Origin of the sequence: Methylocystis sp. JAN1, from assembly GCF_052186135.1 — a bacterium.
Classification (GTDB): domain Bacteria; phylum Pseudomonadota; class Alphaproteobacteria; order Rhizobiales; family Beijerinckiaceae; genus Methylocystis.
In genome coordinates this window covers 2809176-2831328 of the sequence record NZ_CP181499.1, presented here as the reverse complement: position 1 = coordinate 2831328, position 22153 = coordinate 2809176, and the positions used below count along the sequence as shown (strand labels likewise).

20 protein-coding genes are annotated in these 22153 nt (G+C 65.2%); 1 reads left to right on the top strand and 19 read right to left on the bottom strand.

The window, feature by feature from the left end; all coding sequences use genetic code 11:
• Positions 1-2: 2 nt before the first annotated feature.
• The 8 genes from ACNHKD_RS13605 to ACNHKD_RS13570 all read right to left on the bottom strand — a co-directional run bounded on the left by ACNHKD_RS13605 (position 3) and on the right by ACNHKD_RS13570 (position 10719).
• Positions 3-743 carry a class I SAM-dependent methyltransferase gene (locus tag ACNHKD_RS13605; RefSeq protein WP_442754019.1) on the bottom strand — a complete coding sequence of 247 codons (741 nt, stop codon included), beginning with the start codon at positions 741-743 and terminating at the stop codon, positions 3-5.
• The gene (locus ACNHKD_RS13600) at positions 744-1622 is read right to left on the bottom strand and encodes an ABC transporter permease (RefSeq protein ID WP_442754018.1); all 879 of its coding nucleotides are present in this window, start codon (positions 1620-1622) and stop codon (positions 744-746) included.
• A gap of 99 nt (positions 1623-1721) precedes the next feature.
• On the bottom strand, positions 1722-2468 hold the full coding sequence (locus ACNHKD_RS13595) for an ATP-binding cassette domain-containing protein (RefSeq protein ID WP_442754017.1): 747 nt from the start codon (positions 2466-2468) through the stop codon (positions 1722-1724).
• Positions 2469-2646: 178 nt separating this feature from the next.
• Positions 2647-3642 carry a YVTN family beta-propeller repeat protein gene (locus tag ACNHKD_RS13590; RefSeq protein WP_442756902.1) on the bottom strand — a complete coding sequence of 332 codons (996 nt, stop codon included), beginning with the start codon at positions 3640-3642 and terminating at the stop codon, positions 2647-2649.
• Between the two features lie 80 nt (positions 3643-3722).
• Positions 3723-4901: an ABC transporter substrate-binding protein gene (locus tag ACNHKD_RS13585; RefSeq protein WP_442754016.1), complete on the bottom strand. Its 1179-nt coding sequence runs from the start codon at positions 4899-4901 to the stop codon at positions 3723-3725.
• Between the two features lie 77 nt (positions 4902-4978).
• Positions 4979-5377 (bottom strand): EF-hand domain-containing protein, encoded by a 399-nt coding sequence (locus tag ACNHKD_RS13580; RefSeq protein ID WP_442754015.1) that lies wholly within the window; start codon positions 5375-5377, stop codon positions 4979-4981.
• A 334-nt stretch (positions 5378-5711) separates the two neighbouring features.
• Positions 5712-9212, bottom strand: coding sequence for a TonB-dependent receptor domain-containing protein (locus ACNHKD_RS13575; RefSeq protein ID WP_442754014.1), 3501 nt, complete (start codon positions 9210-9212; stop codon positions 5712-5714).
• Positions 9213-9405: 193 nt separating this feature from the next.
• A complete protein-coding gene (locus ACNHKD_RS13570; protein WP_442756901.1) occupies positions 9406-10719 on the bottom strand; it encodes a histidine kinase in 1314 nt (437 codons plus the stop codon).
• Between the two features lie 163 nt (positions 10720-10882).
• Here ACNHKD_RS13570 and ACNHKD_RS13565 point away from each other — a divergent pair, with 163 nt between their 5' ends.
• Entirely contained in the window at positions 10883-11503 is a 621-nt protein-coding gene (locus ACNHKD_RS13565; RefSeq protein WP_442754013.1) for a response regulator transcription factor, read from the top strand.
• Positions 11504-11708: 205 nt separating this feature from the next.
• Here the strand turns inward: ACNHKD_RS13565 and ACNHKD_RS13560 are convergent, their stop codons facing one another.
• The 11 genes from ACNHKD_RS13560 to lnt all read right to left on the bottom strand — a co-directional run bounded on the left by ACNHKD_RS13560 (position 11709) and on the right by lnt (position 22153).
• On the bottom strand, positions 11709-12704 hold the full coding sequence (locus tag ACNHKD_RS13560; RefSeq protein WP_442754012.1) for a L,D-transpeptidase: 996 nt from the start codon (positions 12702-12704) through the stop codon (positions 11709-11711).
• A gap of 182 nt (positions 12705-12886) precedes the next feature.
• Entirely contained in the window at positions 12887-14356 is a 1470-nt protein-coding gene (locus ACNHKD_RS13555; RefSeq protein ID WP_442754011.1) for an ammonium transporter, read from the bottom strand.
• A gap of 34 nt (positions 14357-14390) precedes the next feature.
• Positions 14391-14729 (bottom strand): P-II family nitrogen regulator, encoded by a 339-nt coding sequence (locus ACNHKD_RS13550; RefSeq protein ID WP_442754010.1) that lies wholly within the window; start codon positions 14727-14729, stop codon positions 14391-14393.
• Between the two features lie 312 nt (positions 14730-15041).
• Complete coding sequence (locus ACNHKD_RS13545; RefSeq protein ID WP_442754009.1) at positions 15042-15905, bottom strand: acyl-CoA thioesterase; 864 nt, start codon at positions 15903-15905, stop codon at positions 15042-15044.
• 15 nt (positions 15906-15920) lie between these two features.
• Positions 15921-16148 carry a Trm112 family protein gene (locus ACNHKD_RS13540; protein WP_442754008.1) on the bottom strand — a complete coding sequence of 76 codons (228 nt, stop codon included), beginning with the start codon at positions 16146-16148 and terminating at the stop codon, positions 15921-15923.
• A gap of 28 nt (positions 16149-16176) precedes the next feature.
• Positions 16177-16842 (bottom strand): LON peptidase substrate-binding domain-containing protein, encoded by a 666-nt coding sequence (locus ACNHKD_RS13535; RefSeq protein WP_442754007.1) that lies wholly within the window; start codon positions 16840-16842, stop codon positions 16177-16179.
• Positions 16843-16868: 26 nt separating this feature from the next.
• On the bottom strand, positions 16869-17756 hold the full coding sequence (trxA, locus tag ACNHKD_RS13530) for a thioredoxin (RefSeq protein ID WP_442756900.1): 888 nt from the start codon (positions 17754-17756) through the stop codon (positions 16869-16871).
• A 32-nt stretch (positions 17757-17788) separates the two neighbouring features.
• A complete protein-coding gene (gene trmB, locus ACNHKD_RS13525; protein ID WP_442754006.1) occupies positions 17789-18466 on the bottom strand; it encodes a tRNA (guanosine(46)-N7)-methyltransferase TrmB in 678 nt (225 codons plus the stop codon).
• 71 nt (positions 18467-18537) lie between these two features.
• The gene (gene metK / locus ACNHKD_RS13520) at positions 18538-19728 is read right to left on the bottom strand and encodes a methionine adenosyltransferase (protein ID WP_442754005.1); all 1191 of its coding nucleotides are present in this window, start codon (positions 19726-19728) and stop codon (positions 18538-18540) included.
• Between the two features lie 153 nt (positions 19729-19881).
• A complete protein-coding gene (locus tag ACNHKD_RS13515; protein ID WP_442756899.1) occupies positions 19882-20238 on the bottom strand; it encodes a helix-turn-helix domain-containing protein in 357 nt (118 codons plus the stop codon).
• 280 nt (positions 20239-20518) lie between these two features.
• Positions 20519-22153, bottom strand: coding sequence for an apolipoprotein N-acyltransferase (gene lnt / locus ACNHKD_RS13510; RefSeq protein WP_442754004.1), 1635 nt, complete (start codon positions 22151-22153; stop codon positions 20519-20521).

Genomic DNA, 22153 nt, shown 5'->3' with positions numbered 1-22153 from the left:
CTCTACAGCCGCGCGACGAAGCGCAAGCGGACGTAATCCGCCGTCCAGTTTCCTTGCCCGTCGCTCAGCACGGGACGCAGGAGATCAATCGCGTCGTCGCGGGCGGCGCGACGCCTTTCCTCAGGCAGCATCGCGAAAACGCCCGACGCGAACACGTCGAGCCAACCGCCTATGTTCGTCGGCAATGGCGTCGGGCGCGGCATGAGCGCGATGTCATCGACGCGAAAGCCATGAGTTTCGAGGCGGCGACGATAATCGTCCGCTGTCGGGAAATACCAGGGCAGGAGGCTTTCGGCGCGTGCGCCGTGCTTTTTCGTCGTGGCGATCAGGGCGACGCAGATGGCGGCGACATTGCCATGGCCGCCAAACTCGGCCGCGAAGCGGCCGCCCGGTTTGAGCGCGCGGCGAACGCCGTCGATGACGGCGTCTGCGTCGCGGATCCAGTGCAGCGCCGCGTTCGAGAAGACGGCGTCGAATTCCCGATCGAAGTTGAGCGAGGCCCCGTCGGCGACCCGCGCATCGAGGCCCCTGGCGCGGGCGGCCTCGACCATTGCCGGCGAGGCGTCCACGCCGACGACCGACACGCCGTTTTGCGCGATCTGCGCCGTCAATGCGCCGTCGCCGCAGCCAAGATCGAGGATCCTTTCGCCCGCCGCCGGGGCCAGCAGATCCAGGAGCGGCGCGCCGAGCCGCGGAACGAAGGCGGCGTGACGCTGATAATCCGCCGAATTCCAGTCCTGCATCTACCCGCCCTTGCGCATGAGCATGCCGCGCGCCGGATCGTAAGCGATCATCGCCGCGACGAGGAAGACGGCCGTGTAACATGCCACCACGAGCAGCGAGACCCATTCGACCTGCTGATAGAAGGCGAAGCGGATCAGCTCGACGGCGTGGGTGAAGGGATTGATCGAGCAGACGTAATAAAGCCAGGGACTCGATTCCTTCACGCGCCAGAGCGGATAGAGCGCGCTGGACGCGAAAAACATTGGGAAGATGACAAAGTTCATCACTCCCGCGAAATTTTCGAGCTGCCTGATCAGCGACGACAGGAGCATGCCGAGCGCGCCGAGCATCATCCCGCCAAGCGCAAGCGCCGGCAGCACGGCGAGATAACCCCATTTGGTCGGCGGCTCGATCTCCCAGAAATAGGCGATGAGCAGGAAAGCGTAGACCTGCAGGATCGAAACGGCGACGCCCGCGAGAAGCTTCGCGCCGAGCAGGAACCAGCGGGGGAAGGGCGAGACGAGCAGCGTGCGCATGTTTCCCATCTCCCGGTCGTAAACCATGGAGAGCGACGACTGCATGCCGTTGAAGAGCTGGATCATCGCCATGAGGCCCGGCGCGATGTAGACCTCGTAGAGAACATAGGTTTCATAGGGCGGGATGATCGAGACGCCGAGCACCTGCCGGAAACCCGCGGCGAAGATGAAGAGCCAGACGAGCGGGCGCACGAGCGCGGAGACGAAGCGCTCGCGCTGATGCAGAAAGCGCAGCCCTTCGCGCCAGACGACGCCCATCAGGCAGATCAAATATTCGCGCGCGGTGAACCCCTTCTCCCCGCTTGCGGGGAGAGGGCCGGGGTGAGGGGCAGGCCCACTGGTCTCGATCGTCGTCACAGGCATGCGCCCTTCATTTTGTTTTTCGCCTTTCGATCGCAAGCCATGACGGAATCCAGCAGATATGTGACTCGCTTAGCGCTGGAGGGGGAGAGTGGACGGACGTCACGCCGAGGCCCTCTCCACAACGGTTCCCGTCACTTTCGCAAACGCAGCCCCGATATCGGCGGCGGCGTTCTGCGCGACGATATCCGCCGCGCGCCCCTGCGCCAGCACCTTACCGTGATGCAGGATGACCACTTGATCATCGTCCCCGATTTCATCGATGAGATGCGTGGTCCACAACACGCCGAGCCCCTCGTCGCGCACCAGGCCGCGCACATGGGCGAGGAGATCGGCGCGGGCCTTGATGTCGAGGCCGACGGTGGGCTCGTCGAGCAGGAGCAGCTTCGGTCCATGCAGCAGCGCGCGGGCGATTTCGACGCGGCGCATCTGTCCGCCGGAGAGCGCGCGGGCCTTGTCGTTCGCCCGCTCGGCGAGCCCGGCGCGCTTCAGGGCCTCCATGCCCAGGCGGCGCGCCTCCAGCGGCCCGATCCCATGCAGCGCGGCGTGATAGATGAGATTCTGCATCAGGCTCAGTTCGAGGTCCAGCGTGCGCGCCTGAAAGACGACGCCAAGCCGCCGAAGCGCCGCGCCCGGCTCGCGCATGACATTCGCGCCGAAAATGTCGATCTCTCCTTTACGCGCCGCGTAAAGGCGGGTGACAAGCGAAAACAGCGTGCTCTTGCCGGCGCCGTTGAGTCCGAGCAGCACGGTGAAGCTGCCCGGCGCGACAGTGAAGGACACGTCGTCAAGGGCTTTACGCTGTCCGTAAGAGTGGGAGAGATGGCGGATAGAGAGGGCGTCGGTCATGAGGCCGCTGCTTGGTCGCAGACCACGCCCTCTCTCCTCGCTTGCGGGAAGAGGGCCGGGGTGAAGGGCGAGCGGAATAGTGGACGCCGTGCGCGACGACATTCGCGCGTCGATGCGGTCTTGCCCCTAACCCTCTCCCCGTTTCTACGGGGAGAGGGAACACGGTTCGCAGCGTCCCTCATTTCGGCGCCACCACGACGCCCCAGGGGAAGGAGCCGACCGGGATCGATTTCACGACCTTGAGGTTCGCCACGTCGATCACCGACACGTCGTTCGACACGCCATTGGCGGTCAGCAGATATTTCTCGTCCGGCGTGAAGGCGAGATGCCAGACGCGCTGACCGACGAGCAGATATTTTTCGATCTTCTTCGTCTCCGCGTCGATCACCGCGACGCGGTTCGCGGGGCCGAGCGCCACGAAGGCGCGCTTGCCGTCCTTGGTGATGGAAATGCCGATGGGCTGGATCGCCTCTTTCGACATGGCGGGAATGTCGAAGCTGATCTTCTGCTTCAATTCCTTCTTGATCGGATCGATCACGGCGACCGTGCCGCCGACTTCCGACGACACCCAAAGCTCCGAGCCGTCCTTCTTGAACGCTGCGAAGCGCGGGCGGCCGTCCACGAGAATATTGGCGACGATCTGCTTCGTCTGCGTGTCGATGAGATGCGCCATATTCGTCGTTTCCGACGTGTTGACGAGAAGCTTGCCGTCCGGGCTCACCGCCATGCCCTCGGGCTCGACGCCGACGGGAATGTCGCCGATCTGCTCCTTGCGCTTCACGTCGATGAGCGTGACGAGATTGTCGTTCTCATTGGAGACGTAGATCGTGTCGCCGCCGGGCGAAAGCGCGAGCAGTTCGGGGTCGGGGCCAGAGGGCAGCTTGCCGGTGAGCTTCAGCGTCTTGGTGTCGAGCACCTGAATGGCGTCGTCGTCGCCCGCGCAGATGTAAAGCTCGGAGCCTTCCTTGTTCAGCTCGATGCCGCGCGGTCGGCGGCCGACTTTCACGGTCGCCGTCGCTTCGAGCTTGTCGGTGTCGATGACGGTGATCGAGTTGCCTTTTTCATTGCTGACATAGGCGGTGTAGGCGAGGGCGGGGGAGGCGAAAAAAAAGGCGATGAACAGCGCCGTCGCAACCCAACGCGCTTCATGCCCGCGCTTGTCGCGGGCATCCACGCCGGCCTGCGTTGCTGCGTCGCGTGGATGGCCGGGATGAGCCCGGCCATGACGGGAGGAGGCGCCGGCAAAGAATTTCTTCATTTCAACCTGCATTTGGTTTCGGGCTGATCCAGCCCCAGCGTGTCGAGTTCGCTCACCTGATGCAGAAAGCCTTCCTGCGGCGAGACGGAGACGGTCATGCGGCCGTCGGAGAGAAGGATGGGCTGGCGCAATTGCTGGTTCCAGGGCCGCAGCGTCAGCCGCACGCCCTTGAAGGCGGCGATGGAGAAGTCCTTGCCGAGCATGTAGTCGCGGATTTTCTCCGGCGCGTTCGAATTGGCCCGCGTCGCGGCCTCGCCGATCATGCGCATGGCGAGCCAGGCATTGTTGTCGCGGGCGTTCATCAGGCGCCGGAAGGTCGCCATGAAGCGGTTCTGCAACTGCTGCGCGCCCCATTGCTCATGCGCGGGGTCCCAGTTGGTGGGATAGAGGCCCGCCGAGCCAGCGACCGGGCGCGGATCCCATGTGCGATAGGGAAGGTAGCCTGCGAACACCTCGCTCTCGTCCAAGGCGACGAGCGCGTCGTACGCAGGCGCATTCTGCGTCAGCACCGGCATTTGCCGCTGCGTCTGCACCGAGCCGGAATCGCTGCGCCGCCCGCCGCCCGTATCTTCGTAGAGGCGCTCCTCCACAATCTTCGCGCCGAACTTCTTGGCCGCGCGGCGATAGGCCTGCGCGAGCAGCTCGTCCTTCTCGTGCGAGCCTTTGATCAGCAGCCATTTGCGCCACTGCTTCCAGACGAGATATTGCGCGAGCCCATCGGCAAGCATGGCGCGCGACGGCGCGACATGAATCACGTTGGCCCGGCAATCTTCCTCGCGCAGGCGTTCGTCCGGCGCCGAGACGTTGAAGAGAAGCGCGCCCTTCGCCTTGGCGCGTTCGCTCGCCGCGAGCAGATGATCGGAAGATAGATCGGCAATGATAAGAAAAGCGCCCTTTTCGACGAGGGCGTCGATCGACGCGGCGACATCCGAGCCTTCGTCAAGTTTCTCGTCGATCGCCTCGAAGGATTGATTGGTGAATTTCCCGGTCGTGTTGTTGTCTGCGGCGCCGAGAAGCGCGCCAGCGAGCGTGTCGTCGGCGGCGGGAATGTCAAGAATGGATAGAGTTTCGCGCGAATGCGGCTCGCGCAGCAAGCCGACCTTTACGTTGAGCGCGTCCGCTGGGGCCGGAGCGGCGGCAAGCATCAGGAAACAAGCGGCGGCGAGGCGTTTCATGGCCTTCTAAATGGCCGCTTTGGCGCGCGGGATCAAGTCGGGAAACCCCGCACGCTCTTTGTCGTGAGGGCCTGGCCTCAGCGGGTCACGCGCAGCAGCGCTTTGCCCTGCTTGGCGGCCAGTTCCTTGTCGTCGAGCGTTCCGTCATTATCCGTGTCCGCCGACTTGAAGAGGCTTTCGACGACCGCAAGGAATTCGTTCTTGTCCAGCGTGCCGTCATTGTCGGGATCGGCGGCCTTGAATTCCTTTTTGGAGAGACGGCCGTGAAGCTCTTTTGGCTCGAGCGTGCCGTCATTGTCCTTTTCGAGCTTGGCGAAAAGCTCTTCCGCGGACTTCTTGATCTCGTTGAGATCGACGGTCGAGTCATTGTCGGTGTCGAGCGCGGCGACGGGCGAGGCCTTCTTGGCGAGCGCGGGCGAAACGGGCGCGGCCATCAGCGCGGCCGCGCAAAGAGCGGCGAAAAACATCTTATTCATGTCAGCCTCCTAATCGGGAAGAACGCCCGAGATATAAGGGCGAATATCCTGCTTCGCCAGCGCAGGCGTCCGCGACAAAAAAGGCGGCCCCGCGGGTCGCCACAGTTTGTTGACAAAACTTCCCAAGGCGGCCTCGTCCTTCGAGGCACGGCGTCGCCCGCTCCTCAGGATGAGGCCTAACTGTTTGGCGCTGAAGGAAGAAGCCGCTCATGCCGAGGAGCTTGCGCAGCAAGCGCCTCGAAGCACGAGGGGGCGTCATCGCTACTTTGTCAGTAGCCTGAGGCGGTCCCGCAGGGCCGCCAGCTCGTCGAGGGTCATGTGAAAAGCCGGGGCGTCAAAAGAGGTCCGATCCCCAATTGAAATGGTAGTTGACGCCCGCGCGCAGGATCACGCCGTCGAACTGGACTTTCGAGACGGGGCTGTTCGCCCAAAGCAGGCCGCCCGGCGCAATGCGGTTGGCGCTCGACGCGCCCCGGGCGCAGGCTCCGGCGGAGGCGTTCGCCGCTTGGGTCGAGCAGATGGTCGCGAGCGGCGACGAGACGAGGTCCGCCGCGCCGAGATTGTAATAAAGACCTTCGGCCTTGGCGCTCCAATTATCGGCGAACATCCATTCGACGCCGCCGCCCGCGGACCAGCCGGCGCGCACGCCGGAATAGCTCGCGCCTCCCAAGGCCGCCGGGTTGGCGTAGTTCCACGCCAGCACGCCGACGTCGTTCTCGCGCTGGATGCTCGACATGTTGAAATGCGCCGCTGACGCATGAACCGCGCCATAGGCGAGACCGCCCGTGCCATAGGCGAGAAGCGTGTCGGTGATCGCGTAGCCGATCTTGCCGCGGAGAGTGCCCATCCAGTCCGTGCCGGCGGAGATGCTACCGCCGCCGACGATCTGGCGCGTCAGCACGAGGCTCTCCAGACCGCCGCCCTCCGGCTTGTCGATATAACCGGCGCGTTCGTAAAGCCCGCTATTATAGGAGCCCTTGCCGCGGAAGGTGGTCCCCTGGAAGTCGGCTTCGACCCCGAGGACGACATTCGATTCGTCCTGATAGTTCCAGCCGATCTGGCCGCCGCCGATAAAGCCGCTGCGGCTCACGCTTGCGACGCCGGTATTCGCGAAAGCGGGCGCGGTGGGCTGGAAGAGGCCCCACCACGCGGCGCCGTCGTCGCCCGGCTCCTCGTCAAGGATCTTTTGGTTCCAGAGGTTGGCGAAGCGGTCGCCATAGCCGTTGGGGCTCACGCCGACGCCGGTTGTGGCGCCCCAGCCATAGCCGGCGTTCAGACCGGCGTAGAGACCGGCCCATCTGCGCGGCGCGGGCCGTTCTTCGCCGCGCTCCTGCGCGAGTTGGTCGCGCGCCGAGGCCATCCAGCCGCTGGGTTCCGCGCCGAAGTTCCACTTCATGCCGGCGTAGAAGGCGGTCGGCGGGCCGACCGAGACCATCTTCGGGCTGTTGAAATTCGCGAAGTTGATGGAGTCGGTTTCGAAGAACGTGCCGAAGCTGCGCGCCCGCGTGTTGGTCGCGTTCTCGATCAGCGCATAGAGCTGAAGGGCCTTCGTTACGTCGTAGGAGGTGCGCAGGTTCAGGATGGCGTAGGGCGACAGCGTGCCGAACTGGTTCGCCCAGTCGCCGACGAAATAGGAACCAGCCGCATAAACGAGGTCGCCGCCGACCTTCCATCTCGGCGTGACCGCGTAGTCGGCTCCCGCCTTGAAGCGATGCGGCGCGACCCCCGGCAGCGTCGCGCCGGGATTGACGAGGATCGAGGGCGAGCCGACCGCCAGCGCCGCCGGATTTGCCGGCGCGCCGAGGAAGTTCTGCGAATTGAAATAGGCGTCGGTCAGCGTGTAGTTCACATAGGCGGACAGACGTTCGTCGACGTAGCGCATCGAAAGCTCGACGCCCTGACGCACCGTATTGCCGGCGTTGGTGAAATAGCCGCGCCCGTTAATGCTGCTCGGAATGCTCAAAATGTCATTGAAGGCGTTGGTGCGGAAAATGCCGGCCGACCACTGCAACGTTCCGGGAAAGGTCCCGAGAATCCCCGGCAGAGTCTCGGCCGGCCGGAAGCCGCCGCGCACGCCGAGATCGATCGTATTCGAGGTCACCTGCTTGAGCGGCGGGTCGGAGACGAGGAAGGAGTCGATCAGGCAGGGACGATTCGGATCCGAGCAGCCAAGCTCCAACGGCGTCGGCGCGCGGTTGGCGACGGAGTAGCTGCCATAGGCCGCGATCTGGGGCGTGAGCTTGTAGGTCAGGCCGCCCATCGGGTTGATATGGTCGAAGACATTGGTGGAGTTCAGCGCGACGCCCGCTTGGTCGTACATCTGGACGCTGGCGCGGTTGTAGCGCAAGCCGCCTGTCGCGGTGAGCTTGTCCGTCAGATCGAGCGAGTCCAGCGCGTAGGCGCCGAGATAGTAGTTTGAGACGCTGAGCTTGACGGGGGAGATGCCCGCGGCCGGTTCGTGCGGGTAGTAGTTGAACCCGCTGACCGTGAAGTCCGAATTGATGATTCCAAGCTCTTCGTTCGCGGTGAAATTCGTGAATCCGTGCTCCAGATTCACGCCGGCGGTGAATTTGTTCGGGAAGCCGAGGATCTCGTCCGTGTTGTTGACCTGGCCCGTGAAGCCGAGCGTATTGATTCTTGTCCAGGTGCGGTCGATGGCGCCGAGCGCGGGGCCGGCGATGGATTCATTCCCGGTATTGAAGAAGTTCGGAATGCTCGTCGGCGCGCCGTCCTGGGTCGTGCAGGTCGCCTGACCGCCTTCGCATTCGAACTCGGTCGTGTTGCCGTCGACACGCGCCTGGTTGTAGCCGCGATAATGAATGTCGCCGAGGAGCTTGGTCGTCGGATTGACCTGAACCTGACCGTTCAGGTCGAACATCATGACCTGATTCTTGTAGGTCTGCGGCGTCGTGTAGGTGGCGCTCTTGTTGGCGGCGACGATGTCGACCGGCGCGGGGCCGGAGGCGCCGAAGCGGTTCGAGCCGAGCGTCGCATTGGCGTGGACTTCGGCGTTCTCGCCGCGCCAGCCAATGTCGCCATAGAAGCGCTTGATATGCGAGCCGGAGAAATAGCGGTAGCCCGAGTCGCCTGACGCTTCGCCGGCGGCGTACATGGCGAAGTCGCCGATCTGGCGGCCGTATTGGAACGCGCCCTGACGGCGGTTGAACGATCCGCCGCGCAGATCGAGTTCGGCGCCCTGCCAGGTGAAGCCGTTCTTCATGTCGAGAACGATGGCGCCGCCAATGGCGTTGAGGCCGTAAAGCGGGTTGCCGGTCTCGATGGCCACGCGGTCGATCGCGACGCTCGGGATGAGGTCCCAATTGACCGTGTCGCCCCACATCTCGTTGATGCGGACGCCGTTCTGGAACACGGCGAGGCCCTGCGGCACGCCGGCCAGAGGCGAGGCGACGAAGCCGCGATAATCGACTTCGGGGAAGGACGGGTTGCCGCCGATATCGTTGATGATCACGCCCGGCGCGGCGCGCTGCAACGCTTCGCCGACGCTGAACTTGCGGGAGTTGGCGATCTCCTTGTCGCTGACGACGTGGACCGACGCCGGAACCTGATAGGTGACGAGCGGCGAGATATAGGGCGCCGGAGCGGCGATCGGCGCGGATTGGCCGACGCGGGGGCTCGGGCGGGACTGCGCGCTGCGTTGCGCCGGTCCGGGAGCCGCCTGAACCGGGGCGGGAGAGGGCCGCGCGGCTGGCCGCGAGGACGAGCGCAGCGGCGTCGCGCCGATCTCGATCGTCGGCAAGGATTGCTGCGCGGAGGCGGCGCCGGACGCGAGAGCGGCGCTGAGCGCAATGAGAGAAACGTGCTTGTTGAAGTTCATATCCCCAGCCCGATGACTTTAGGCATCTTCGTCGGGGCGAAGTTATATCGCCAACAAAGCCTGCGCGTCCTGCCGGAACGACGCCTCTTGCGACAATAATCCCGGCCTGTGGCGCCCTCGCTACACTTCTGAAAAATAACGACTTTCTGAGGATATCGTCCTGTTGCTTCCGGGAAAATTTCCCGGTTCTGAACTATACTTGGGAAAGCGTCCCGAGACGCAGCGTCGCGGCGAGGCGCGCGCCCCCGTCGGGCCGGTTCGACATGGAGAGCGTTCCGCCGAGCGCGCCGACTCTCTCCGCCATGCCGCGCAAGCCGAGACCGCCTGCCGCCGTCTCGGGCAGGCCCGCGCCGTCGTCGCTCACCTCGACGCGCAACCTGTCGCCATCGCGCGACAGGGCGACGTCGATGCGGCGCGCGCCCGAGTGACGAAAGGCGTTGGTCAGGCCTTCCTGCGCGACGCGATAGGCGGTGAGCGCCGTGATTTCGTCCATCGCGCCGCGCGCGCCGTCGAGCGAGAGAGCGATCTCCACGTCCGCCCGCGTTTCGCGCCAGCTTCGGGCCAGCGCCTCGATGGCGTCCGCCAGTCCCATCTCCTCGAGCGCCGCGGGACGCAGCCGGCCGAGAATGCGGCGGTTCACCTGCTGAAGCGCGGCGACCTGCGCGTCGATCTTCTCGCAATCCTCCGCCAGCCGCGCCGGTTCGGCGCCCGGCGTTTTCGCCTTGCGCGCCAACGCGCCGAGTCCCGCGCGCACTGTGAAGAGAAACGGGCCGATCTCGTCATGCAGGTCGCGGGCGATGTCGCGGCGCTCCTCGTCCTGCACATGGATCATGCGCCGCATGAGCCGATGGTTCTCGCCGTCGAGCCGCTCCAGGGTCGCCGCGAGCGCGTTGATGCGTTCGCCGATCGCGACGAATTCCGGCGGCCCGTCGGCTGGCGCGCGCACCGCGTGATCGCCCTGTTCAAGCCGGCGAAGCGCGCCCGACAGCGCCCCGATGGGGCTTAGCGCGCGGGAGACCGCATAAGAGACGATGGCGAAGGCGACGACGGCGACGGCGGTCGCGCCGATGGCGAGCCAGACGATTTCCGTCCAGATCTCCGCGATCTCGTCCGCCGCGCTGGCCGCGATGCCGATTGCGCCAAGCGGCGTGTCGAACCGCGCCGGAGCCGGGGCCCGGAAGACGAGTGCGCTGAACCAGTCCGGCGCCCGTTTTTCACTTTGCGTCGCCGGCCCGGCCTTGCCCTCGACGGTGACGCGCACATGGCGCAGTCGCTGAGCGTCCTCGAGCAGTCCCGCCAGTTCGGCTTCGGGGTTTTTGGAAGTCTCGATGCGGGGCAGGGTGGCCTGCGCGAGGTCGCGCGCAAGCCCCGTGGCCGCTTCGACCTCAGCATTGACGCGCGCCCCGGCGTGCAGAATCAGGAGCGCGACGCCGAAGACGAGGCCCGCCGCCAGGACGCCGCCGAGCAGCAGCGACAGCCGCGCGCGCAGGGACAGACTTTGGAGCATCACCGAAAATATCCTTGCGGAGAGCGGCGACTTTGACGGCGCCGCCGCTTGTGGTCAATCTTGTCCGTCATCGCGAGCGCGACGAAGCGATCCGGGGCGGCGTTACGGTCCCGGATTGCTTCGCCGCTACGCGCCTCGCAATGATGTCGCTTGTGGAGGAGAGATGCGGGTTCTGATTGTCGACGACCATCCGATCATCGTCGCAGGCTGTTCGGCGATGCTCGCCGGGGAGGGCGACATCGAGGTGTCGGACGCGCGCGACGCCGAAACGGGCCTTGCGGCCTTCGTCGCGCAGAAACCGGATGTGACCGTGGTCGACATCGCCATGCCCGGTCTCTCGGGTCTCGAACTGACGCGGCGGATCCTCGACCGCGACCCCGCAGCGCGAATCGTCGTCTTCAGCATGAACGACGATCCAATCTTCGCGGCGCGCGCCATCGAGGCCGGCGCCCGTGGCTATGTGACGAAGAACGACGATCCCTATCTGTTGCTGAAGGCGGTGCGGGAGGTGGCGGAGGGCGGCGTGTTTCTGATGCCGAAGATCGCCAATCAGCTCGCCTTCGAGAAAAGCGGCGCCGCGGTCAGTCCCCTGTCCGCGCTCACCGCGCGCGAACTGGAGATTCTTCGCCTGCTTGGCGCCGGCCTCGGCATGGCCGAGATCGCCGAGGCTACGCAGGTCTCGTACAAGACGATCGCGAATAGCTGCTCGATCATGAAGCGCAAACTCGGCGCCCGCACGCCGATGGAGCTGATGAAAATCGCGCTGGAGCAGAAGCTGGCGTGACGCTGGTCGCCGGCCAATCCCCTCTCCCCGCTCGCGGGGTGCTCGCGGGGAGAGGGTCAGGTGAGGGCGGAGGCGGCATTGAATATCTGACGGGCTGCGCGTCCACTCGAACGAACATTCGTGGCGCGGCTTGCCTCTCACCCCAGCCCTCTCCCGGCAAGGGGAGGTATGGAAGTCCGACCGGCGCTCGGCCTGGCCGCCGGCTTCACCCTGCCGTGACGATCACGAAATCCTTGCCGCTGCGCTTGTCCGGCGAGAGCGGCGTGTCGGTCAGCACCATGGTCATGCCGGGATGCATGCGCGCCTTCATCTCCTCGACAAAGGCCGGCTCGGCGGAAATGCGCTGCATCACCACGTCGTCGCGCGTGAGCGGCGTCGCGGCCTGCTGATGGGTGATGGCGCTCCAATGCATGCCCTTCGCCTCCGTATTTGCGCCGTTGAGCACGAAAACATGCGAGCCGAGCCTGTCGCCGTCCTTCAGCGTCAGCTTCGAACGCGCGACGACGCGATCGTTCTCGATGAGCTCGATCACCTTGTCCGCCGACGAGACGATGACGCTCGTGACAGGCATTTTTTCGGCGTCGGTCCAGTCGGACGGATGTTTCTTGCCGTCGAGGCTCGCGAGCACATGCTCGAATTCGTTTTCGGCGTAGCCGGACAGCACCATGCCCGGATGCGTCAGCTCCCAGGGATCCGTATGGGCGCCCGCGATGATCACCGGCGTGCCGATATGGGTGACGGTGAAAAGCAACTCGGAGAATTTCATGGGCAGACGCACGCAGCCATGCGACGCCGGGTAGCCCGGCAGGTTGCCGGCGTGCAGCGCCACGCCCGACCAGGTCAGCCGGTTCATGTTCGGCATGGGCGCGTCGTCGTAGATCGACGAATGATGATCCTTGTCCTTCTGCAACACGACGAACACGCCCGTCGGCGTTTCGTGTCCCGGCTTGCCGGTCGAGCAGGTGGAGACGGCGATGCGGACGCCGTTGCGATAGACATGGACGCGCTGCTCGGGGATCGACACGACCACCGAGACGGGGCCCGCCCGCTCATGGTCGGGATTCCATGTGAATTCGCCCGGCTTGAGCTGCCCAACGTCCTTCATCGTTTCGACGGCGAAGGCGGCGCGCGTGACGGAAAGCGCGCTTGCCGCGACCATGCCGCCGAGCAGCCCGCGTCGGGTAAAGGCAATTGTGGTCATAATATTTCCCCCGTATGGCCCGCAAATTTCCGGCCAGTAACATGGCGGCGGCCAGCGGCCAAGGTCTGTTTAGGCGCGGGGGAGGCGGTTTTCGGTGCGGGGGCGCACAGGGTGGGCTGTTCGAGAGAGAAACGGCGCCCGTAGGCGCCGCTCCATTGCTTGCTTGGGGGTTACGATCAGCATCAGTAGTTGTAAGCGCGTTCGCCGTGATCCGTGATGTCCAGGCCTTCGCGCTCCTGATCGGGCGCCGGACGCAGACCGACGATGATGTCGACGACCTTGTAGAGGATCGCGGAACCGATGCCCGAGAAGAGCAGGGTCGCGACGACCGCCGTGCCCTGCGCTTTCATCTGCGCGACCATGTCGTAGGTCCCGGCGAAGCTTTCCAGGTTGGTGTAGTCGGTGATGCCGACGCCGCCGAAGTCGGGGTTGACCAGAAGGCCGGTCGCGAGCGCGCCGGTGATGCCTCCGATGCAGTGGACGCCGAAGACGTCAAGCGCGTCGTCATAGCCGACCTTCTTCTTGATCACGTCGACGAAGAAGAGGCAGATCGGGGAGACGACGAGGCCGAGCACGATCGAGCCCATCGGACCCGCGAAGCCGGAAGCCGGCGTCACGGCGACGAGCCCGGCGACCGCGCCGGTGATGAGGCCGAGCAGGGATGGCTTGCCCTTGATCAGCCACTCGACCACCATCCAGGACAGGCCCGCGGCGGCGGTCGCGACCATGGTGTTGACGAAGGCGAGGGCTGTCGTGCCATTCGCTTCGAGGTTCGAGCCGGCGTTGAAGCCGAACCAGCCGACCCACAGCAGGGAGGCGCCGATCATCGACATTGTCAGCGAGTGGGGAGCCAGCACTTCCTTGCCGTAACCGATGCGCTTGCCGACCATGACGGCGCCGACGAGGCCGGCGATGCCCGCATTGATGTGGACGACCGTGCCCCCCGCAAAGTCGAGCGCGCCCTTGCCGGCGAGCCAGCCGACATTAGCGACGATCTCGTCGATCTTCGCCTGCGCGGCAGCCTTGGCCTCGTCGGTGGTGGCGGCGGCGAGCTGCGTCGCCGCGTCGACGATAGCGTTGGGATCAGCCACGCCCCAGACCCAGTGCGCGATTGGGAAGTAGATGAATGTGACCCAGAGGAGAGTGAACAGCATCACGGCCGAGAACTTCATGCGCTCGGCATAGGCGCCGACGATGAGGGCCGGGGTGATCATGGCGAAGGTCATCTGAAAGACGAAGAAGGCGTATTCCGGAATGACATGGCCCGGCGTGAAGGTCGGGGCGTTTGCGCCCGCGGTCACGCCCTTGAGGAACAGCTTGTTGAAGCCGCCGACATAATGGTTGAGCGAGCCGCCGTCGCCGAAGGCGAACGAATAGCCGTAGACGGCCCAGACGACGCCGATAAGCGAGACGATCGCGAAAGTCTGCGTGAGGATCGACAGCATATTCTTGGTGCGGACCAGGCCGCCATAGAACAGCGCGAGGCCTGGAATCGACATCATCAGCACCAGCAGCGCCGCGGTCAGCATCCAGGAGACGTCGCCCGGATTCGGGGTGGGGTCGTTGCCGGCCAGCGCCGGCCCCGCCAGCGCGAGGAGCGCCGCTCCCGCGAGGGTCGAAGCGGCGACGCTTCGATACGAAGGAAGTTTCATGTAGGAGAGCTCCAAAATTGTCGGGAGGGGGCGGTCAGAGCGCGTCGGCGTCGGATTCGCCGGTGCGGATGCGGATGGCGCGCTCAAGCGGGCCGACGAAGATCTTGCCATCGCCGATCTGGCCCGTGCGGGCCGTGGAGGTGATCGCCTCGATGACCTTCTCGACGAGGTTCGCGGCGACGGCGACTTCGATCTTGAGCTTCGGCAGGAAACTGATGGCGTATTCGGCGCCGCGATAGATCTCGGTGTGGCCCTTCTGTCGTCCGTAGCCCTTGACTTCCGTCACCGTGAGGCCGTGCACGCCGATATTGGTCAGCGCGTCGCGGACCTCGTCGAGCTTGAACGGCTTGATGATCGCTGTCACGATTTTCATCTGCCAATCCTGTTGTTATCGACCCCTTGGACGGGCGCCGCCGGTTAAGGCGGGACGCCGCAGCGGCGCGGTCGCTGGAGAGAGCGCTGGCGCGCTCGGCGCAAGCGCTTTCAAATGCCGTGCCAGCGTCGGAGAGTCCCGGAAATCCACGGGTTCGAGCGGTGGCGCATCTGTTCGAGGATAGAGAGGCGCGGCCGCCGCGCGCTCCTGCCGCAGCGGAAAGCTCGGACCTGTCGGCGAGACCGAGCAAATTGCTCGAAAAATGGGCGGTCCGGCTAATTTCGAGGTGACGCCTATGAAATTGGCAGGCGCCTAAACTTTAGTGCGCAGACGGATAAGGCCTTCCTGCGCCACGGATGCGAGCAGCTTACCGTCGCGCGTGAAAATGCGCCCGAAGGTCAGGCCGCGCGCGCCGGAGGCGGCAGGGCTTTCCTGGGCGTAAAGCAGCCATTGATCGACCCGCGGCGCATGGTGCAGCCACAGCGCATGATCGAGGCTCGCCACCTTGATCTTCGGATCGAAAATATTGCGGCCATGTACGATGAGCGCCGTGTTCAGCAGCGTCATGTCCGAAAGATAGGCAAGCAGCGCCGCATGGAGCGCCTCGTCGTCCGGCAGGGGGCCCTGCACCCGAAACCAGATGAACTGACCGAGGCGGTTCGGCGCGATCAACGTTTCCGGCGCGACGATCCGCATGTCCAGCGCGCAGGCGCGCTTCATCCAGTGCTCGGCCGGCGCCGGCAGGAAACCGCAAAACCGTTCGACCAGGGCATTGATCGGCTCAAGACTTTCGGGATCGGGCGCCGGCGGCGCAGCGGCCGCGTGCTCGAAACCCTCCTCCCGCACCTGATAGGAGGCTTCCAGCGAGAAGATCGTGCGGCCCTGCTGCGTCGCGACGCAGCGGCGGGTGGTGAAGCTTCGCCCGTCGCGGATGCGCTCCACGGTGAAATCGATGGGGATTTGGGGGTCGCCCGCGAGGACGAAATAGGCGTGCAGCGAGTGCGGGGGGCGGTCGCCGGGCACGGTGCGCGTCGCCGCGACAAGCGCCTGCGCGACGACCTGACCGCCGTAGAGATGGCGGCCCGATGACGCGGGACTGTGGCCGCGGAAGCGGTCGCCGCCGAGATTTTCCAGATCGAAAAGCGCGATAAGGTCGCGGGCGGGCGCGTCATCCATGGCGGATGCGGCGGGTCAGTCGATCTGCCGCGCCTCTTCAGGCAGCATGATCGGGATGCCGTCGCGGATCGGATAGGCGAGACGCGCCGAGCGGGAGATCAGCTCCTGCCGCGCACGATCATATTCCAGCGTCGTCTTGGTGAGCGGGCAAACAAGGATTTCCAGGAGACGCGGATCGACCTTCGTCCCCTCGGGCGCGCCGGCCTCGTTATTGTCGCCGGCGGCGTCGATATTGTCGCTCATCTTGTCTTTCCTGTTCTTTTGGCGCCCGTCAGTGCCATTGTTGCCGATCGCCGTCGCGCTGGGCCATGTCCAGCTTCGTGAGGGCGACGAGAGTCTCGGCGCGGGTCTTGAGATCGACCGCCTCGACCAGCGCCTGCTTTTCGTTAGCCCCGAAAGGCGACATCATTGCAAGCGCGTTGACCAAAGTTTCCGTGGGCGCCGCGTCTATGCTCGCCCAGTCGATTTCGAGTTTGGAATATTCGGCGAAGCTCCGCAACATCGTCACGACCGCCTCGCGATCCACGGCGTTTTCGCCGGCGCCGGGCAGAAGATCCGCCTGAAAGCCGTCATAGCTCACGCGGAATTGCCGATACGGCGTTCCGGCGTCGAGTTCCTCGACGGTGCGGAAACGGGCGACTCCGGTCAGCGTGATGAGATAGCGGCCGTCGCCGGTCTCCGAGAAACGCGTCAGCCGCCCGGCGCAACCGATCTGGAAGAGCGGCGGCGCGGCGGCGCCGTCGCCGTTCGGCAGCGGCTGAATCATGCCGATCAGGCGCGCGCCCTTGATGGCGTCGTCGACCATGGCGACGTATCGCGGTTCGAAGATGTTGAGCGGGAGCTCGCCGCGCGGCAGCAGCACTGCGCCGGTCAGCGGAAAGAGCGGAATCGCTTCCGGGAGCGCGTGAATGTCAGCGTAGCAACTGTTCAGGCTCATGGCGGCGGGCGGGGACGCCTCTCCCTTTAAGAGAAGAGCAGCGTGGAGAGACGCCGGCGCGCCGCGACGGCCGCCTTGTCCATCGGTCCCCACGCCTCGAAAAACTGGACGAGTTGCTTCCTCGCCCCGTCATCGTTCCAACTACGGTCGCGCCGAATGATTTCAAGAAGCGCATTCGCGGCTTCCTCGCGGCGGTCCTTGGCGTTGAGCGCCAGAGCGAGGTCGAAATAGGCCTGTAGATCGTTGGGATCAAAATTGATGCGGGTCCTGAGGTCTTCGATCTCGCCGAGGTCCTGGGCCGCGGCCGCGTTCTCGATGGCCGCCCAGGCGGCCGCGACGTCCGTGTCCTTTTTCGCGGATTCCGGCAGGCGCTCCAAAAGCGCGCGCGCGGCCTCCAACTGCCCGGCGCTCACATAGAGGCGGGCGAGCATCGCGAAAGCCTTGGGGTTGACCGGCTCCTCGCTGGTCAGTTCAGAGAGCAACGCATGCGCGCCGGCCACGTCGCCTTCCGCGATCATGGCCTGCGCGGCCTCCAGCGCGTCGCCGGCCGCGTCTTCGACCGGGCCGACAAGACGCTCCAGAAAGCCCTTGATCTGACTCTCGGGCAGGGCGCCGACGAAGCCGTCCACGGGCCGCCCGCGCTGGAAGGCGACGACGGCGGGAATGGACTTGATCCCGAGCTGGTCGGCGACCTCGGGCTCGGCGTCGATATTCATCTTGACGAGCAGGGCTTTGCCGCCGGTCGCCGCGACGAGGCGCTCGATCACGGGGGCGAGCTGCTTGCACGGGCCGCACCAGGGCGCCCAAAAATCCACCAGAACCAGCTTGCGCATCGACGCTTCGAGCACGTCGGCGCGGAAACGCGCCACCGTCGTCTCGATTGGCGCCGCCGCTCCGGTCGCCGTGTTCGTCATATCGACCATCCCGCCGCTCCCCTCTCGCTTGTTCAGTCGCCCTGTCGGACGAAAGTCAGATAGACCGGACGGCGCCCCGCCGCCATCGCCTTGGCCTCATATTTGGTCTGCGTCCAGCCCTCCCACGGGGCGCGCCAGTCATTGGCCGTTTTGGCTCGCCAACGGAAGGACCTGCAAGCCCGCAGCCGGGCGAGCGTCCAGGCTGCGTAGTCGTCGATGTCGGTCGCGAAGCGCAGCTCGGCGCCGGCGCGCATGACACGCGCGAGTTTTTCCAAATTCTCCGGCGAGACGAACCGCCTCTTTCGGTGGCGCCGCTTCGGCCAAGGGTCGGGATAGAAGAGATAGACGCGCGACAGGCTCGCCTGGGGCAGGAGGTCGAGAATCTGGCCTGCGTCGCCGCGGTGGAGGCGGATGTTCGTAAGCCCGCGCGCCTCTATGCCAGCGAGGAGCTTGGCCATGCCGTTGATAAACGGTTCGCAGCCGAAGAAATCGACGTCGGGCTCCCGGGCCGCCGCGTCGATAAGATGCTCGCCGCCGCCGAAGCCGATCTCGAGGCGGGTTTCGCGGTCGGGCCGCAGGGGCAGGGGTTTGGACAGGTCGAGCGCGAGCTGCGGCAAAAGCTCCGCCATCAGTTCGCTCTGATGCGGGCGCAACGCCTTGCCCCTGGAGCGGCCGTAGAGGCGACGGGTCGGGTGAGCCGCTTCGATCATTTTCCCCGGTGTCCTAATGCCAATGGCCGGGACATGCCCGGCCATTGCGTCATTGGTGATGCTTGCGCCGATCAGGCCAGGGCCGACTTCAACTGGCTGACGAGGTCCGTCTTTTCCCAGGAGAAGCCGCCGTCCGTCTCCGGCGCGCGGCCGAAATGGCCATAGGCGGAAGTGCGCGCATAGATCGGGCGGTTGAGCTGGAGATGCTCGCGAATGCCGCGCGGCGTCAGGCGGACGAGCTGCGGCAGCGCCGCTTCGATCTTGTCCTCGGCCACTTTGCCGGTGCCGTGGGTGTCCACATAGATCGACAGCGGCTCGGCGACGCCGATGGCGTAGGAGAGCTGGATCGTCACGCGGTCCGCGAGGCCGGCGGCGACGATGTTCTTGGCCAGATAGCGGGCGGCGTAGGCGGCCGAGCGGTCGACCTTGGTCGGGTCCTTGCCCGAGAAGGCGCCGCCGCCATGCGGGGCCGCGCCGCCGTAAGTGTCGACGATGATCTTGCGGCCGGTGAGGCCGGTGTCGCCGTCCGGGCCGCCGATGAAGAACTTCCCGGTCGGATTGACGTGCCAGACGGTCGCGTCCGTGATCCAGCCCTGCGGCAGGGCCTCGAGAATATAGGGCTCCGCGATGCGGCGGATATCGGCCGGCGTCAGGCTCTCATCGATATGCTGATGGGAAAGCACGATCTGGGTGGCTTCGACCGGCTTGCCGTCGACATAGCGGACGGTCACCTGGCTCTTGGCGTCGGGGCCGAGACCCTTCTCCTTGCCGGTGTGGCGGGCGTTGGCGAGCAGCTCCAGAATCTTGTGCGAATAATAGAGCGGGGCCGGCATCAGGGCCGGCGTCTCGTTCGTGGCGTAGCCGAACATGATGCCCTGGTCGCCTGCGCCCTCGTCCTTGTTGCCGGCGGCGTCGACGCCCTGGGCGATATCGACCGACTGCTCGTGCAGGAGGACTTCGATCTTGGCCGTGTTCCAGTGGAAGCCGTGCTGCTCGTAACCGATCTTGCGGATCGCGTCGCGGGCGATTTCCTCGATGCGTGAGAAGGAGATGTGCGGGCCGCGCACTTCGCCGGCGATGACGACGCGATTGGTCGTGCAAAGCGTTTCGGCGGCGACGCGGATCGCGTAGGGGTCGATGCCCGCCTTCGGGCCCTCGCGGAAAAATTCGTCGACGATCTCGTCGGAAATGCGGTCGCTGACCTTGTCAGGATGGCCTTCGGAAACAGACTCGCTGGTGAAAAGATAGTTCTTCCGGGTCACGTCGGAATCTCCCAATGGCCGTCCGTCGATAGAGCGCGCGACGACTCTGCGGCGCTAGCGTTCCGTCATCTGCCAGCCTGCGTTCGATACGTCAAGCCACTATAGGGCAAATCGTTCGTTATAGAGAACTCCGCCAGGCGGAGCGTAACCAAGCTATCCCTCGTCCTGCTCGGCGAGCGTGGTCACCAGATCGAGGACGCGCTTGCGCACTTTGGGGTCCTTGATGCGGGCGAAGGCGCGGTTGAGATGCAGCCCCTCGGCCGTGGAAAGGAAGTCGACCACATATTGGGAGGAGGATTCTTCCGCGAGGCCGTTGCCCTCGGCCGTGGCGAGCGTCGGCGCGCCGTCGAAGAAGAAGGACGGCGGGACATTGAGCGTTTTGGAGATCTGCTGCAGGCGGCTGGCGCCGATCCTGTTCAGCCCCTTTTCGTATTTCTGGACTTGTTGAAAGGTGAGGCCGAGCGCTTCGCCGAGCTTTTCCTGGCTCATCTTCATCAGGATGCGTTGCATCCGCACACGGCTGCCGACGTGCCGATCGATCGGGTCTGGCGTCTTCTTCACGTTCAACGACCTCCTGCCGCGTTTTAGCCGAACGCTGATCAAATGCAAACAGGATTAATGTCTATCCGCCTGATTTTGGACAAAGAAAGTTGTCATATTCGTCAACTCCCGCATTCGCGTGGTCATTCGATGCGCGGGAACTGTCGAATAGAATCGACAACTTATAGATAAACGAATAGTCGAGCGAAAATGCGCGGTTCCGCTAAGGGAAAAACTTGGCGAAGCTATCTCAACCTTGCGATCTCCCCGCCAGCGCCGCGGCCAGGAATAAACCCCAAATCGTCGCGAAAGCGGCGGTTCCCCACCGCGAGAAAACGGTCTCCGGCGCCGCCTTGGGCAGACGGCCGTCGATGACGCCTTCCTCTCCGAGCGGGAGAGCCTCGATCGTTCGACCATAGGCGTCGACTATGGCGGAAATGCCGGTGTTCGCGACGCGGATCAGCGGCAGGCCCTCCTCAATCGCGCGCAGCCGCGCCTGAGCGAAATGTTGATAAGGACCGACGGTCTTGCCGAACCACCCGTCATTGGTGACGTTCAGGAGAAGCTGCGGCCGCTTGCCGCGCTTGTCCCTGGGCGCCGCCTCGCCGGGAAAGATCGCCTCGTAGCAGATGAGCGGCGACATTTGCGGCAGGCCCGGCGCGGCGAGGGTGCGCGGACCCTGGCCCTGATCCCAGGTTCCCGGAACGAGATGCGACACGCCGAGCGGGCGCAGCAGGCCTTCGAAGGGCAAATATTCGCCGAAGGGCACGAGATGCATCTTGTCGTAGAAGGCGAGGATGCGGTCGCCCTGCAACACCTCGATGGAGTTGAAGATCCTGCCGCGCCTGCCGCCGCCGTCCGCTTCGATTCGAGCGGCGCCCGTGATCAGGATTTTGCCCTGCAGCGCGCGGGCGATCGCTGCGAGCGCCTGCGGCTCGCGAGAAAGAATGTAGGGAAAGGCGGATTCGGGCCAGACGAGATGCGTGACGTCGGCGACGCCAGTGCGCCCCGGCCCCGTCGCGCGATCCGAGAGCGCGAGATAGCGACGCAGGATTTCCTGCCCGTTCTCGGGCTTGAATTTCGCATCCTGCGGAAGGTTCGGCTGCATCAGGCGCAGCTTGACGCCGTCCACATATTCGGTCTCGCTCGTCGCGAGCCTCAGCGCGCCATAGGCCGAGAGCGTGAGCAGGAGAAAAGCGGCGGTCCAGGCGGCGGCGTTGGAGAGAAAGGGCCGGGCCGGGCGGCGATCGACGATCGTCGCGGGCGCCGCGAAGATGACGATCGCCAGCAGATCGAGGCCGGGAAGGCCGATCAGGGAGGCCGCCTGTCCGAGCGGCCCGGCCTGCGCCAGCGCCACGCCGAAGTCGTTCCAGGGAAAGCCTGTCAGGACGTGGCCCCGCAGCCACTCAGAGGCGCCGAGCCCGGCCGCGAGCGCGAAAATGCGCAGGCTCCCGGACGACCAAAGGAGACGGGAGAGCGCGAAACCGAGCGCGGGGAAAAGGGCCAGAGCGGCCGGAAGGCCGATGACGGCGAGCGGCAGCGCCCAGGCGAATTGGTCCGCCTCCACCAGCATGGCCGCTCCGAGCCACCACAGGCTCGCCAGAAAATAGCCGAAGCCGAGCCACCAGCCGGCCGCCGCCGCGGCGCGGATCGGCGCGAAGCTGAAACGCGCCCCTTGGACCGGAGCGCCGTCGATCAGCCAGACCGCCGCCGTCAGCGGGAAGGCCATGGCCGGGGCGAAGTCTAACGGAGGAAGGGCGAGCGCCCCGGCGGCGCCGGCGGTAAAGGCGATGGCGCGCCGCGCCCAGCCGTCGGCCAGAATGATGCGGTGAGGCAGCGACGACAGTCCCGCCTGCACGCCGGTAATATCGGCAGTCTGCGCCAT

What these genes read in the sequence shown, in the direction of transcription:
- ACNHKD_RS13575 (WP_442754014.1), bottom strand. Translation starts at nt 9,212, where the DNA reads ATGAACTTCAACAAGCACGTTTCTCTCATTGCGCTCAGCGCCGCTCTC.
- trxA (WP_442756900.1), bottom strand. Translation starts at nt 17,756, where the DNA reads ATGACGAACACGGCGACCGGAGCGGCGGCGCCAATCGAGACGACGGTG.
- lnt (WP_442754004.1), bottom strand. Translation starts at nt 22,153, where the DNA reads ATGGCGCAGACTGCCGATATTACCGGCGTGCAGGCGGGACTGTCGTCG.
- ACNHKD_RS13545 (WP_442754009.1), bottom strand. Translation starts at nt 15,905, where the DNA reads ATGGATGACGCGCCCGCCCGCGACCTTATCGCGCTTTTCGATCTGGAA.
- ACNHKD_RS13595 (WP_442754017.1), bottom strand. Translation starts at nt 2,468, where the DNA reads ATGACCGACGCCCTCTCTATCCGCCATCTCTCCCACTCTTACGGACAG.
- ACNHKD_RS13600 (WP_442754018.1), bottom strand. Translation starts at nt 1,622, where the DNA reads ATGCCTGTGACGACGATCGAGACCAGTGGGCCTGCCCCTCACCCCGGC.
- ACNHKD_RS13565 (WP_442754013.1), top strand. Translation starts at nt 10,883, where the DNA reads ATGCGGGTTCTGATTGTCGACGACCATCCGATCATCGTCGCAGGCTGT.
- ACNHKD_RS13540 (WP_442754008.1), bottom strand. Translation starts at nt 16,148, where the DNA reads ATGAGCGACAATATCGACGCCGCCGGCGACAATAACGAGGCCGGCGCG.
- ACNHKD_RS13560 (WP_442754012.1), bottom strand. Translation starts at nt 12,704, where the DNA reads ATGACCACAATTGCCTTTACCCGACGCGGGCTGCTCGGCGGCATGGTC.
- ACNHKD_RS13580 (WP_442754015.1), bottom strand. Translation starts at nt 5,377, where the DNA reads ATGAATAAGATGTTTTTCGCCGCTCTTTGCGCGGCCGCGCTGATGGCC.
- trmB (WP_442754006.1), bottom strand. Translation starts at nt 18,466, where the DNA reads ATGATCGAAGCGGCTCACCCGACCCGTCGCCTCTACGGCCGCTCCAGG.
- ACNHKD_RS13585 (WP_442754016.1), bottom strand. Translation starts at nt 4,901, where the DNA reads ATGAAACGCCTCGCCGCCGCTTGTTTCCTGATGCTTGCCGCCGCTCCG.
- ACNHKD_RS13550 (WP_442754010.1), bottom strand. Translation starts at nt 14,729, where the DNA reads ATGAAAATCGTGACAGCGATCATCAAGCCGTTCAAGCTCGACGAGGTC.
- ACNHKD_RS13515 (WP_442756899.1), bottom strand. Translation starts at nt 20,238, where the DNA reads ATGCAACGCATCCTGATGAAGATGAGCCAGGAAAAGCTCGGCGAAGCG.
- ACNHKD_RS13535 (WP_442754007.1), bottom strand. Translation starts at nt 16,842, where the DNA reads ATGAGCCTGAACAGTTGCTACGCTGACATTCACGCGCTCCCGGAAGCG.
- ACNHKD_RS13570 (WP_442756901.1), bottom strand. Translation starts at nt 10,719, where the DNA reads ATGCTCCAAAGTCTGTCCCTGCGCGCGCGGCTGTCGCTGCTGCTCGGC.
- ACNHKD_RS13605 (WP_442754019.1), bottom strand. Translation starts at nt 743, where the DNA reads ATGCAGGACTGGAATTCGGCGGATTATCAGCGTCACGCCGCCTTCGTT.
- ACNHKD_RS13555 (WP_442754011.1), bottom strand. Translation starts at nt 14,356, where the DNA reads ATGAAACTTCCTTCGTATCGAAGCGTCGCCGCTTCGACCCTCGCGGGA.